General features: G+C 40.9%; 14 protein-coding genes and 1 pseudogene. 11 read left to right on the top strand and 4 right to left on the bottom strand.

Annotated elements, in window-relative coordinates; genetic code table 11:
- A pseudogene (locus tag PAN06_RS03250) lies at positions 1–823 on the bottom strand (endo-beta-N-acetylglucosaminidase); the annotation flags it as partial.
- A 51-nt stretch (positions 824–874) separates the two neighbouring features.
- On the bottom strand, positions 875–1,783 hold the full coding sequence (locus PAN06_RS03245) for a LysR family transcriptional regulator (RefSeq protein WP_025171438.1): 909 nt from the start codon (positions 1,781–1,783) through the stop codon (positions 875–877).
- Between the two features lie 63 nt (positions 1,784–1,846).
- On the opposite strand from PAN06_RS03245, the gene PAN06_RS03240 reads away from it, so the two are divergent.
- From PAN06_RS03240 to PAN06_RS03225, 4 genes are all read left to right on the top strand, one after another.
- Positions 1,847–2,116 carry a YqgQ family protein gene (locus PAN06_RS03240; RefSeq protein ID WP_004261684.1) on the top strand — a complete coding sequence of 90 codons (270 nt, stop codon included), beginning with the start codon at positions 1,847–1,849 and terminating at the stop codon, positions 2,114–2,116.
- Positions 2,116–2,496, top strand: a complete 381-nt coding sequence (locus tag PAN06_RS03235; protein WP_269795582.1) for a rhodanese-like domain-containing protein — start codon at positions 2,116–2,118, stop codon at positions 2,494–2,496. The genes PAN06_RS03240 and PAN06_RS03235 overlap by 1 nt, the downstream gene beginning before the upstream one ends.
- Positions 2,497–2,659: 163 nt before the next feature.
- Entirely contained in the window at positions 2,660–2,887 is a 228-nt protein-coding gene (locus PAN06_RS03230) for a hypothetical protein (protein WP_033682150.1), read from the top strand.
- 214 nt (positions 2,888–3,101) lie between these two features.
- The gene (locus PAN06_RS03225) at positions 3,102–3,278 is read left to right on the top strand and encodes a DUF4190 domain-containing protein (protein WP_125447583.1); all 177 of its coding nucleotides are present in this window, start codon (positions 3,102–3,104) and stop codon (positions 3,276–3,278) included.
- A 39-nt stretch (positions 3,279–3,317) separates the two neighbouring features.
- Here the strand turns inward: PAN06_RS03225 and PAN06_RS03220 are convergent, their stop codons facing one another.
- Positions 3,318–4,043 (bottom strand): pseudouridine synthase, encoded by a 726-nt coding sequence (locus PAN06_RS03220; protein WP_269795581.1) that lies wholly within the window; start codon positions 4,041–4,043, stop codon positions 3,318–3,320.
- Between the two features lie 161 nt (positions 4,044–4,204).
- On the opposite strand from PAN06_RS03220, the gene typA reads away from it, so the two are divergent.
- The 7 genes from typA to pyrE all read left to right on the top strand — a co-directional run bounded on the left by typA (position 4,205) and on the right by pyrE (position 11,689).
- Positions 4,205–6,046, top strand: coding sequence for a translational GTPase TypA (gene typA, locus PAN06_RS03215; RefSeq protein WP_000164111.1), 1,842 nt, complete (start codon positions 4,205–4,207; stop codon positions 6,044–6,046).
- Between the two features lie 19 nt (positions 6,047–6,065).
- Positions 6,066–6,320, top strand: coding sequence for a DUF3165 family protein (locus PAN06_RS03210; RefSeq protein WP_000262671.1), 255 nt, complete (start codon positions 6,066–6,068; stop codon positions 6,318–6,320).
- A 114-nt stretch (positions 6,321–6,434) separates the two neighbouring features.
- Positions 6,435–7,787, top strand: a complete 1,353-nt coding sequence (murD, locus tag PAN06_RS03205; protein WP_269795580.1) for a UDP-N-acetylmuramoyl-L-alanine--D-glutamate ligase — start codon at positions 6,435–6,437, stop codon at positions 7,785–7,787.
- Position 7,788: 1 nt separating this feature from the next.
- Complete coding sequence (locus PAN06_RS03200; protein ID WP_269795579.1) at positions 7,789–8,847, top strand: UDP-N-acetylglucosamine--N-acetylmuramyl-(pentapeptide) pyrophosphoryl-undecaprenol N-acetylglucosamine transferase; 1,059 nt, start codon at positions 7,789–7,791, stop codon at positions 8,845–8,847.
- A gap of 9 nt (positions 8,848–8,856) precedes the next feature.
- Positions 8,857–10,089: a cell division protein FtsQ/DivIB gene (locus PAN06_RS03195; protein WP_269795578.1), complete on the top strand. Its 1,233-nt coding sequence runs from the start codon at positions 8,857–8,859 to the stop codon at positions 10,087–10,089.
- Between the two features lie 232 nt (positions 10,090–10,321).
- Complete coding sequence (pyrF, locus tag PAN06_RS03190) at positions 10,322–11,023, top strand: orotidine-5'-phosphate decarboxylase (RefSeq protein WP_269795577.1); 702 nt, start codon at positions 10,322–10,324, stop codon at positions 11,021–11,023.
- A 33-nt stretch (positions 11,024–11,056) separates the two neighbouring features.
- Positions 11,057–11,689: an orotate phosphoribosyltransferase gene (pyrE, locus tag PAN06_RS03185; RefSeq protein WP_042750331.1), complete on the top strand. Its 633-nt coding sequence runs from the start codon at positions 11,057–11,059 to the stop codon at positions 11,687–11,689.
- Between the two features lie 131 nt (positions 11,690–11,820).
- On the opposite strand, the gene PAN06_RS03180 is transcribed toward pyrE, so the two are convergent.
- Complete coding sequence (locus PAN06_RS03180; RefSeq protein WP_269795576.1) at positions 11,821–12,687, bottom strand: cysteine ABC transporter substrate-binding protein; 867 nt, start codon at positions 12,685–12,687, stop codon at positions 11,821–11,823.
- Positions 12,688–12,689: the final 2 nt, after the last annotated feature.

Below are 12,689 nucleotides of genomic sequence, written 5' to 3'. Positions count from 1 at the left end.
ATTTGTTTTCAGCCATGGCTCCACTATTTGTCAGCAAGTAGCTGTTAATGGTTGTATTACTGAGCATGATTCCATCTTTGTCGAAGTAATACCAAGACCCAGCAATTTTTTCCCATTTATTTTGAGAGATTTTTCCTGAAGGATTAGCGAAGTACCAATGTTTATCAATGAGAACCCATTTGTTTTCAGCCATGGCTCCACTATTTGTCAGCAAGTAGCTGTTAATGGTTGTATTACTGAGCATGATTCCATCTTTGTCGAAGTAATACCAAGACCCAGCAATTTTTTCCCATTTATTTTGAGAGATTTTTCCTGAAGAACTAGCGAAGTACCATTTTCCATTGATAAAGTTCCAACCATTTTCAGCCATCACTCCATCTTTATTGAAAACATAACCATCAAAGGTTGTATTGCTTAGTCGATGGCCATCTTTGTTGAAGTAGTACCACTTTCCTTGGATTTTTTTCCAGTTGGTAACAGGTTTGTTGTGTTCGTAAAAGCGCCAGTTATTATTTTCTTCCTGCCAACCTTCTTTGACTTTTTCAACTTTTTTTTCTTCTTTTTTTACTTCCGCTTTCTTCTCTTCTGTGGCGGGAGTTTTTTTCTCTGTTTTTTCTTCTTTATTATCAATTTTAGAAGAATTGTCTGTTTTTTCAATCTTCTCTTTCGATTTTTCTTGGTTTTCGATTTTTGAAGTACTTGAATGAGGAATTGTTACATTTTCTCGTACTGACTCTGCTTTATTTTCTTGAGCCTGGACCGTTGCTTGAGTGTACCCTAAAATAGATAGGGCAACTGTACTCGCGAGTAAAACCTTTTTCATATTTAACTCCTTTTATTTTTTTATTTATTATAATAAAATTTTGCTGATTTCTCAATTATCAAACTGGACTTCTTCTAGTAGATAGTCGATAAAGCGTTCGCCCATCTTAGACAGACTTGTTTTTTCATGTTGGATATAGACCAGCTCAATGGGGTCATCAATGTCCAGTGGGATAGAAACGATATTGTCTCCGTTGAGGTTGCTGTTCAAAATTCCTGTCGCAATGGTATAACCGTCCAAACCAATCAAGAGGTTAAAGAGAGTGGCACGGTCGCTGACTACGATAGATTTTTTGTGGTATTCCTGCGAGAGAATCTCTTCTGAAAAGTAGAAGGAGTTGTGCGTCCCTTGGTCATAACTCAGGTAAGGGAAGTTTTCCAAATCAGACAGTTTAACCTTGTCTTTCTTTGCCAGAGGATTGGTCTTGCTGACAAAGATATGAGGCTGGGCGGTAAAAAGATGGTGAGCCAGCAGGTGGTTGTCATCCAGCATTTTGGTTAAAACATCACGGTTGTAGCTGTTAAAAAATAGGACACCGACCTCACTACGGAAGTTCTTGACGTCGTCGATAATCTCCCAAGTACGAGTTTCACGAAGGAAGAGCTCGTATTTCTCCATATCGCTTTTCTTGAGCAAAGAGACAAAGGCATTGACCACAAAGGCATAGTGCTGAGACGAAACGCTAAAGAGTTCGCGGTGGGCGACAGGATTTTTATAGCGTTCCTCCAGAAGTTGGGTTTGCTCGACAACTTGACGGGCATAAGAGAGGAACTCCATCCCATCACGGGTCAAGGTGATGCCCTTAGGATTTCGGATAAAGATCTCAATACCCATTTCATTTTCTAAATCTCTCACAGCATTGGAAAGACTTGGTTGGGTGATAAAGAGTTGCTTGGCTGCCTCATTCATGGAGCCGGTTTCGACGATTTTGATAATATAGTGTAATTGTTGAATTCTCATGTTTTTATTGTACCACACTTGCGTCAGAATCGCCAAAGAAGATAGGAAAATCAGGAGCATTGTGTGAGTCTCTTCTTGAAAAAAACACAAAATTTTGCTAGAATGAGTCTTATGAAAACATTCTATGATGTGCAGCAATTCCTCAAACGATTTGGTATTATTGTTTACATGGGAAAACGCTTATATGATATTGAACTGATGAAGTTGGAGCTCTCTCGAATTTACGATGCAGGGTTGATGGACAAATTAGACTATCTAGAAGCAGAAGCGGTTCTACGCAGAGAGCACAAGGTAGAATTGGATTATATTGAGAAAAATGGAGAAATGAACTAATGGTTACTTGGATTTTGTTGGCACTTATACTAGCAATGTTGGCGTGGATGGGCTTTAACTATCTCCGTATTCGTCGTGCGGCTAAAATCGTAGACAATGAGGAGTTTGAAGCCTTGATTCGTATGGGTCAATTGATTGATTTGCGCGACCCATCTGAATTCCACAGAAAACATATCCTTGGTGCACGCAATATTCCTTCAAGTCAGTTGAAGACTAGTCTTGCAGCCCTTCGTAAGGAGAAACCTGTCCTTCTTTACGAAAACCAACGTGCGCAACGTGTCACAAATGCAGCACTCTATCTGAAAAAACAAGGTTTTTCTGAGATTTATATCCTTTCTTATGGATTGGATTCTTGGAAAGGAAAAGTGAAGACTAATTAACATAAGCTAAATTCTCAAACTAAGTTCCGCTTTGGGTAGACAAGTGGACGTTTCTTTGAGAAATTACTATAATTAACATGATGAAAAAACTTATAGTATTATATAGACAAAACCTATTTCTTTTGATATAATTTAGTGGTAATATTTTTAGGAGTTTCATAATATGAAAGAAAAGAAGAAATCTTCCCTTGTTTTAGGTATCCTATCTATCGTTCTTGGTTTGCTATCTCCAATCGTAGGTCTCGTTTTGGGGATCATTGGTCTAGTCTTGGCTAATTCACATCAAAAAGAATCTGAATTAGACTATAAAACAGAACGAATTCTTAATATCGTAGGGATTGTAGTTTCTGTAATTAACTGGGTTGCAGGACTCTTCTTAATGATGCACTAATCAGAATTCTAACAAAAAAGCTTTATTTTTAAAAGCTTTTTTGTTTTATCCACTCTTCTCGATTCAAGAACCGGATAACATAGTGCTAAGATTTTTCACCCAATTGATAAAGCCGATTTTTATGGTATTATTCATTTGTGTTTAATTTAAGGAGTTTTTAGAAAATGCAAGAAAAGAAAAAAATCCACTTTTGGTGGGTATTCTGTCTATTGTTATGAGTTTATTATTTGCTTTGGGAGGTATTCTTTTAGGTATCGCCGGTATCTTGTATGCTAACGAACTTCAAAAAGAATCTGGACTTGATTATAAAGCAGAAAGAATTATAGCTATTGTAGGTATTGTTCTTTCTGCTCTTAACTGGATTGTTGGAATTATCTTACACATGAGTTAAAGAAGATTAAAAAAGCTTTAAACATAAAGCTTTTTTCTTTTATCTACTTTTTTCTAAATAGTTTTTAATGACTTCCAATTCCTCTGGATTCAAGGGACGGAATTGCCCTTCTGCTAGTTCTGGGCCTAATGTAAAGTCACCGAACTGAACTCGTTTGAGAGAGACAACCTTGACACCAACTGAGAGGAACATTTTTTTAACCTGATGAAATTTTCCTTCTGATATGGTAATAGAGGCATGACTCTCTGTTGGGCTTGAGGACAGAATTTCGAGCTGAGCAGGTTTACAAGTGGTCCTATCAAAAAAGACGATTCCTTCCTTAAACAGTCGGATATGGTCTGACGTGAGCGGTCCGTTTACTACGACTTGATAGGATTTATCGACATGATATTGGGGATGGAGGAGTTGGAAGCCCAAGGGACCGTTATCGGTCAAGAGGAGGAGTCCTGTCGTATCTCGGTCCAGTCGGCCGACGGCATAGAGCTTGTCAGACTGGATGTCAGGCGGAAGGAGGTCCATGACGGTTGGAAGTTTCTTGTCTTTGTTGGCTGTAACGACACCAGCAGGCTTATGAAGCATAAGATAGGTGTGCTCATAGCCTCGAATGATTTGGTCTTGAAAAAGGAGTTTTTGTAGTCCTGTATCGATATTTTGGGCTAGAGAGCGGGCTGGGCGACCATCGACTAGAATTTCCTCTTTGAGTAAGGCTTGTTTCATGGCCTTTCGGCTGATTTTTTCTTGGGCTAATAAATTATCTAAACGCATACTGTGCCTATCTTATCATAAGTCGCTTGCTTTGAAAAGACTTGACGTGAAAAGAAAAGCAGAGTGAAAACATTTACACTTGCTTGAGTTATGTTATTTACTTGAAATTATGGTATAATCGTTCAGTTAGAAAATAAATTTTGAATATTATAGAGGAAATCATGACAAAATTAAGAGAAGATATCCGTAACATTGCGATTATCGCCCACGTTGACCACGGTAAAACAACCCTCGTTGACGAATTATTGAAACAATCAGAAACGCTTGATGCACGTACTGAATTGGCAGAGCGTGCTATGGACTCAAACGATATCGAAAAAGAGCGTGGAATTACCATTCTTGCTAAAAATACAGCCGTTGCCTATAACGGAACTCGTATCAATATCATGGACACACCAGGACACGCGGACTTCGGTGGAGAAGTTGAGCGTATCATGAAAATGGTTGACGGTGTTGTTTTGGTCGTAGATGCCTACGAAGGAACAATGCCACAGACTCGTTTTGTATTGAAAAAAGCCTTGGAACAAGACCTTGTCCCAATCGTGGTTGTTAACAAAATCGACAAACCATCAGCTCGCCCAGCTGAAGTAGTGGATGAAGTATTGGAACTTTTCATCGAGCTTGGTGCAGATGATGACCAACTTGATTTCCCAGTAGTGTATGCTTCAGCGATCAACGGAACTTCTTCATTGTCAGATGATCCAGCTGACCAAGAAGCTACTATGGCACCAATCTTTGACACAATTATCGACCATATCCCAGCTCCAGTAGATAACTCAGATGAGCCTTTGCAGTTCCAAGTGTCACTTTTGGACTACAATGACTTCGTTGGACGTATCGGTATCGGTCGTGTCTTCCGTGGTACTGTTAAGGTTGGGGACCAAGTTACCCTTTCTAAACTTGACGGCACAACTAAAAACTTCCGTGTTACAAAACTCTTTGGTTTCTTTGGTTTGGAACGTCGTGAAATCCAAGAAGCCAAAGCAGGTGATTTGATTGCCGTTTCAGGTATGGAAGATATCTTTGTCGGTGAAACCATTACTCCGACAGATGCAGTAGAAGCTCTTCCAATCCTACACATCGATGAGCCAACTCTTCAAATGACTTTCTTGGTCAACAACTCACCATTTGCTGGTAAAGAAGGTAAATGGGTAACTTCTCGTAAGGTGGAAGAACGCTTGCAGGCTGAATTGCAAACAGACGTTTCCCTTCGTGTTGATCCAACTGATTCACCAGATAAATGGACTGTTTCAGGACGTGGAGAATTGCACTTGTCAATCCTTATCGAAACAATGCGTCGTGAGGGATATGAACTTCAAGTATCTCGTCCAGAGGTTATCGTAAAAGAAATCGATGGTGTTAAATGCGAACCATTTGAACGTGTTCAAATCGACACTCCAGAAGAATACCAAGGATCTGTTATCCAAAGCCTTTCTGAACGTAAGGGTGAAATGTTGGATATGATTTCAACTGGTAATGGTCAAACTCGTTTGGTCTTCCTTGTTCCTGCGCGTGGTTTAATCGGATACTCAACTGAGTTCTTGTCAATGACTCGTGGTTACGGTATCATGAACCATACCTTTGACCAATACTTGCCATTGATTCCAGGTGAAATTGGTGGTCGTCACCGTGGTGCCCTTGTTTCTATCGATGCTGGTAAGGCTACAACTTACTCAATCATGTCTATCGAAGAACGTGGTACGATCTTTGTCAACCCAGGTACTGAGGTTTATGAAGGAATGATCATCGGTGAAAACTCTCGTGAAAATGACTTGACAGTTAATATCACTAAGGCAAAACAAATGACCAACGTCCGTTCAGCTACTAAGGACCAAACAGCTGTTATCAAGACACCTCGTATCTTGACACTTGAAGAGTCTCTTGAGTTCTTGAACGATGATGAGTATATGGAAGTAACGCCTGAGTCTATTCGTTTGCGTAAACAAATCCTTAACAAGGCAGAGCGTGAGAAAGCTAACAAGAAGAAAAAATCAGCTGAATAAGAGCTAGAAAGAGATAAAGATGGTTTATTTAATCATAGGACTCCTCTTATTACTACTCTATGTATTTGCGACACCAGAAAGCATTAAAGGGACAGTCAATATCGTCCTTGTCGTCTTTGCTTTCGTAGCACTCTTGATTTTACTCATGCTGTCTGTCCTGCAAATCTTTCAGCTACCGACAGAATTCTTTATCGCAATCGCCATGCTCTTCCTAGCATACTTTAGCTTACGAGATATTACCCTCATGTCGGTCCATAAAAGTAAAAGAAGATAAAAAGAGAGCTTTGGCTCTCTTTTTGCTTGTTAGAATGCCCAATCTGAGCATTTTCATTTAGAATTATTTCCATAAAAATGGTAAAATAGTAAGAGTAGAAATGGAGTTCGAGACATGAAAGTAATAGATCAATTTAAAAATAAGAAAGTCCTTGTTTTAGGTTTGGCCAAGTCTGGTGAATCTGCAGCTCGTTTGTTGGATAAGCTGGGTGCCATTGTGACAGTAAATGACGGGAAACCATTCGAGGACAATCCAGCTGCGCAAAGTTTGCTGGAAGAAGGGATCAAGGTTATCACAGGTGGCCATCCTTTGGAACTCTTGGATGAAGAGTTTGCCCTTATGGTGAAAAATCCAGGTATCCCATACAGTAATCCCATGATTGAAAAGGCTTTGGCCAAGGGAATTCCAGTCTTGACTGAGGTGGAATTGGCTTACTTGATTTCAGAAGCGCCAATTATCGGTATCACAGGTTCCAATGGAAAAACAACCACAACGACCATGATTGGGGAAGTTTTGACTGCTGCTGGTCAACATGGTCTCTTATCAGGAAATATCGGCTATCCAGCTAGTCAAGTGGCTCAAACTGCGTCAGACAAGGACACTCTTGTTATGGAACTTTCTTCTTTCCAACTCATGGGCGTTCAAGAATTCCATCCAGAGATTGCGGTTATTACCAACCTCATGCCAACTCATATCGATTATCATGGTTCGTTCGAAGAGTATGTAGCAGCCAAGTGGAATATCCAGAACAAGATGACAGCAGCTGATTTCCTTGTCTTGAACTTTAACCAAGACTTGGCAAAAGAATTGGCAAGAAAAACACAAGCTACAGTTGTACCATTCTCAACACAGGAAAAGGTTGATGGAGCTTATCTGGAAGATGGTCAACTCTACTTCCGTGGTGAAGTAGTCATGGCAGCGAATGAAATCGGAGTTCCAGGTAGCCACAATGTGGAAAATGCCCTTGCGACTATTGCTGTAGCCAAGCTTCGTGGTGTGGATAACCAAACCATCAAAGAAACTCTTTCAGCCTTTGGAGGTGTCAAACACCGTCTCCAATTTGTGGATGAAATCAAGGGTGTCAAATTCTATAATGATAGTAAGTCAACCAATATCTTGGCTACTCAAAAAGCCTTATCAGGATTTGACAACAGCAAGGTCATTTTGATTGCAGGTGGTTTGGACCGTGGTAATGAGTTTGACGAATTGGTTCCAGATATTACTGGACTCAAGAAGATGGTCATTCTCGGTCAGTCTGCAGAACGTGTCAAACGGGCAGCAGATAAGGCTGGTGTGGCTTATGTGGATGCGGCTGATATTGCAGATGCGACCCGCAAGGCTTATGAACTTGCGACTCAAGGAGATGTGGTTCTCCTCAGTCCTGCCAATGCCAGCTGGGATATGTATGCTAACTTTGAAGTACGTGGCGACCTCTTTATCGACACAGTAGCGGAGTTAAAGGAATAATATGAAAAAAATTGTCTTTACAGGTGGGGGGACGGTTGGACACGTGACCCTCAACCTTTTGTTAATGCCCAAGTTCATCGAAGATGGCTGGGAAGTCCACTATATCGGGGACAAGCGTGGAATCGAACACCAAGAAATCCTCAAGTCGGGTCTAGATGTTACCTTCCATTCTATTGCGACTGGGAAATTGCGTCGTTATTTCTCTTGGCAAAATATGCTGGACGTCTTTAAAGTTGGTTGGGGAATTGTCCAATCTCTCTTTATCATGTTGCGACTACGTCCACAGGCCCTCTTTTCAAAGGGAGGCTTTGTCTCTGTTCCGCCTGTTATCGCAGCACGTGTGTCAGGAGTGCCTGTCTATATTCACGAATCTGACCTATCTATGGGCTTGGCCAATAAAATCGCCTATAAATTTGCGACGAAGATGTATTCAACCTTTGAGCAAGCTTCCAGTTTGTCTAAGGTTGAGCATGTGGGAGCAGTGACCAAGGTTTCAGACCGAAAAACTCCTGAACCCGATGAATTGGTGGATATTCAAACCCACTTTAATCCAAAATTGCCAACGGTGCTGTTTGTTGGTGGTTCTGCAGGTGCTCGTGTTTTTAACCAGTTAGTGACAGACCATAAGAAAGAACTGACAGAGCGCTACAATATTATCAATTTAACTGGAGATTCTAGCCTGAACGAGTTGAGCCAAAATCTTTTTCGTGTTGACTATGTGACCAATCTCTATCAACCCTTGATGGAATTGGCTGATATTGTTGTGACACGAGGTGGTGCCAATACGATTTTTGAACTCTTGGCTATGGCAAAATTACATGTCATTGTACCACTTGGGCGTGAAGCAAGTCGTGGTGACCAGATTGAGAACGCAGCCTACTTTGTTAAGAAAGGCTATGCAGAAGAACTTCAAGAAAGCGATTTGACCTTGGATAGTTTGGAAGAGAAGCTTTCTCACTTACTAAATCACAAGGAAGAATACCAAGCTAAGATGAAGGCTTCAAAGGAATTGAAATCTCTAGCAGATTTTTACCAATTGTTGAAAAAAGATTTATCATAAGGAAAGTAAATGTCAAAAGATAAGAAAAATGAGGGCAAAGAAATCCTCGAAGAATTTAAAGAGTTATCAGAATGGCAGAAACGAAATCAGGAATATCTAAAAAAGAAGGCTGAGGAAGAGGCGGCCCTAGCTGAGGAGAAGGAAAAGGAAAGACAGGCTCGAATGGCTTCAAAATCTGAAAAGTCAGATGCAACCGAGGAGCAAGAGAGTGAATCTGATTCAAAAGACTCAAAATCAGCTAAGAAAGAGTCTGAAGAAAAAGTAGAAGAGTCAGAAGACGTCAAAAAAGAAGTATCCAAAGAGAAATCAAAGTCTAAAAAGATAGAGAAAGAGGATAAACGGGATAAAAAAATAGAGAAAAAGCCTGTAAAGGAAAAACCGGTCAAACCGAAAATTCCAGGAGTTCATATCTGGCGGGCTATCTCGATTTTGTTTCTCAGTCTGCTTTTATTGGTTGTCTCTGCCTACTTGCTCAGCCCTTATGCGACCATGAAGGATATTCGTGTTGAGGGAACAGTGCAAACTACAGCTGATGATATTCGACAGGCTTCAGGTATTCAGGATTCGGATTATACGATTAACCTTCTGCTAGATAAGGAAAAATATGAAGAGCAGATTAAGTCTAACTATTGGGTTGAATCAGCTCAGCTTGTCTATCAATTTCCAACCAAGTTTACAATCAAGGTCAAGGAATATGATATTGTGGCCTACTATGTTTCTGGAGAAAGTCATTATCCAATCCTTTCAAGCGGTCAGCTTGAGACCAGTGCGGTAAGTTTGGTGAGTCTGCCAGAAACTTATATATCAGTTCTCTTTAATGACAGCGAACAAATCAAAGCCTTTACGTCAGAACTTGCTCAAATTAGTCCAGAACTCAAGGCGGCTATCCAAAAGGTGGAACTAGCCCCAAGCAAGGTCACATCAGATTTAATTCGATTGACTATGAATGATTCGGACGAAGTCTTGGTTCCCCTTTCTGAAATGAGTAAGAAATTGCCTTACTACAGTAAGATTAAGCCACAATTGTCAGAACCGAGTGTGATTGACATGGAAGCTGGAATTTACAGTTACACTGTGGCGGATAAATTAATTATGGAGGCTGAGGAAAAGGCCAAACAAGAGGCTAAGGAAGCTGAGAAGAAAAATCTGGAAGAACAGAAGAATAAACTGGAAGAGGAGAAGAAAAAATTGGAGGAAGAAAGCAATCGAAATCAAACAAGTCAGCGTTCATCGCGTCGCTAGGTTTACCTTTGCTCTCGTAGTTCTTCAGTGGCCATGTTTTTACTTGACAAGTGCTAGTAGAAATAATAGAATAGTAAAAAACCTTTAAAGCAGTCCAGAGAGGCAGCTAAGGTTAGACGGTGAAAGGGTGGAGACTACCCATTTTTCGTGGAACCTTGCTGTTGGCAGGTTCCTTTTTTCGTGGCTTCTTTTGCCCAGACTCTCTCACTAGCAAAGGTAAAAGGAGAAACCTATGCGAGAACATCGTCCAGTCATTGCTCTTGATTTTCCTAGTTTTGAGGCGGTCAAGGAATTTTTAGCTCTTTTCCCAGCAGAAGAAAGCCTTTATCTCAAGGTAGGGATGGAGCTTTATTACGCAACGGGTCCTGAGATTGTGTCCTACTTGAAAGGTCTGGGTCACAGTGTCTTTTTGGATCTTAAACTTCATGACATTCCCAATACAGTCAAATCAGCTATGAAGGTCCTGTCTCAGCTTGGTGTGGATATGACCAATGTTCATGCGGCTGGTGGTGTAGAGATGATGAAGGCGGCGCGTGAAGGTCTTGGAAGTCAAGCCAAATTGATCGCTGTAACGCAGCTCACATCAACATCAGAGGCCCAGATGCAGGAGTTTCAAAATATCCAAACCAGCCTGCAAGAGTCTGTGATGCATTATGCTAAGAAGACGGCTGAAGCTGGATTAGATGGTGTTGTCTGCTCGGCTCAGGAAGTACAAGTCATCAAGCAGGCCACCAATCCAGAGTTTATCTGTTTAACGCCAGGAATTCGTCCTGCAGGTGCTGCTGTTGGAGATCAAAAACGCGTTATGACACCTGCTGATGCCTATCAAATTGGTAGTGACTATATCGTAGTGGGACGTCCCATTACCCAAGCTGAGGATCCTGTTGCAACTTATCATGCCATCAAGGATGAATGGACACAGGACTGGAATTAAAGAACTAGATTAGAAAAATAAAAGGAGAAGACCATGACACTTGCTAAAGATATCGCTAGCCACCTCTTGAAAATTCAAGCAGTTTACCTCAAACCAGAGGAGCCTTTCACTTGGGCATCTGGTATCAAGTCACCGATTTACACTGATAATCGTGTGACACTAGCCTATCCAGAAACTCGTACCTTAATTGAAAATGGCTTTGTGGAAGCTATCAAAGAAGCCTTTCCAGAGGTAGAAGTGATTGCAGGAACTGCAACAGCAGGGATTCCTCACGGAGCCATCATTGCTGACAAGATGAATCTGCCATTTGCCTATATCCGTAGCAAACCAAAAGACCACGGTGCTGGTAATCAAATCGAAGGACGCGTAGCTCAGGGTCAAAAAATGGTAGTGGTTGAAGATCTTATTTCAACAGGTGGTTCTGTTCTTGAAGCAGTAGCAGCTGCTAAACGAGAAGGAGCAGATGTGCTTGGAGTTGTAGCGATTTTCAGCTACCAATTGCCAAAAGCAGACAAAAACTTTGCAGATGCTGGTGTTAAGCTGTTAACACTTTCTAACTACAGTGAACTCATTCACCTAGCTCAAGAAGAAGGTTACATCACACCAGAAGGCTTGGATCTTCTAAAACGCTTTAAAGAAGACCAAGAAAATTGGCAAAATGCCTAAAACATAGAAAATCAGGTAGTCACTAGGATTACCTGATTTCTTTTTGTGATGTTATTGGATCTTATACTCAATGAAAATCAAATATAATCCAAGGTGAAGCTGATGTGGTTTGAAGAGATTTTCGAAGAGTATTAGTCAACTTTTCCGCCTTCAACAACCAGGTCGTCAGCTTTAGCAGCGTCACCGTAGGTTGGGTGAAGTGTTTTTTCATAGGCCTTGTGGAAGAAGTTTTCCTTGCCTAATTTTTTAATATCTTTATTGATGAAGTCTAGCAATTCTTGGTTGCCTTTTTGAACTGCTGCTGCGATGGTATCTGGATCACCGAGGGAAGTAATTCCTACTTCAAATCCTTTGTTTTCAAGCGCCCAAGCTAGGACTTCAGTATTGTCAGTTGAAAAGGCATCTCCACGTCCGTCAAGAAGAGCTTGGTAGGCATCGCTATATTGGTCGTATTTTTGGAGTTTTACTTCTGGGTGATTTTTCTCAAAATAAGTTTCAGCGGTCGTTCCTTTTGTGACAATCAAAGTTTTACCTTCAAGTTGTTTGACATCTGTAATGAGACCAGTCTTTGGTGATACGACACCAAGAGAAACTTTCATGTAAGGAAGGGCAAAATCAACTTGTTTCTTACGTTCGTCAGTCACTGTAAAGTTGGCAAGAGTAATATCTACCTTGTTTGAAATCAAATATTCAGCACGGTTGGCAGCATCAACTGAAATGTATTTAACCTTCACCCCAAGGTCTTGTGCTAATTGGTTCCCAAGTTCAATATCGTAACCTTGGTAAGAACCGTCATTGTCAACGTAACCAAACGGTTTCTTGTCCCCGAATACGGCGATTCGCAGTTCACCGCTTTTTTTGATTTCATCGATTGTGCGAGCCTTGGCAGTTGTTTTTCCAGAGGATGAACCAGCATTTCCACCTGAGCTACAAGCTGTGACAAAGATAAGGGCGAAGGCAAGTGCAAAAACAGTTAAGAGTGGTTTGAATAGTTTCATAA

The organism is Streptococcus sp. SM3 (genome assembly GCF_027497875.1).
Note: the sequence above shows the minus strand (reverse complement) of the source record. Positions and strands in the feature narration are given on the sequence as shown.